Source organism: Micromonospora sp. DT81.3 (assembly GCF_049847225.1).
In the GTDB taxonomy this organism is placed as follows: Bacteria; Actinomycetota; Actinomycetes; order Actinomycetales; family Microbacteriaceae; genus Microbacterium.
Map to the genome: position 1 here is coordinate 1 of NZ_JBNCNY010000059.1, position 304 is coordinate 304.

Here is a 304-nt window from a genome sequence, read left to right on the forward strand (position 1 = left end):
GATCCTTGAGTTCTTGCGGTGGTCGCAACACTTACTGAATGGAGAGTGTTGTGGCGGAGTTGGCGTTGAGGTTCCGGCTGGATCTTGTCCAGCAGGCGTGGGAGGGCTTCCAGGCCGGGCTGTTCGCGAGCGAGGTGGGCGAGCGGATCGGTGTGAACCGTACGACCGCGAAGCGGATGCTGGTCGCCGCGGGCGGGGTCAGGCCGCGGCGGGGCCGGAATTTGAAGGGGCAGGTATCTGTCGTTCGTCGAGCGGGAAGAGATCGCCTGCGGTGTCGCGGCGGGTGAATCGGTGCGGTCGATCT

At 65.1% G+C, this 304-nt stretch carries 1 protein-coding gene; it reads left to right on the forward strand.

Going from position 1 to position 304, the window contains the following annotated elements; translation table 11 throughout:
* Positions 1-237 precede the first annotated feature (237 nt).
* On the forward strand, positions 238-304 hold a 67-nt coding region (locus ACPW96_RS23330; protein WP_425886133.1), incomplete at its 3' end, for a hypothetical protein.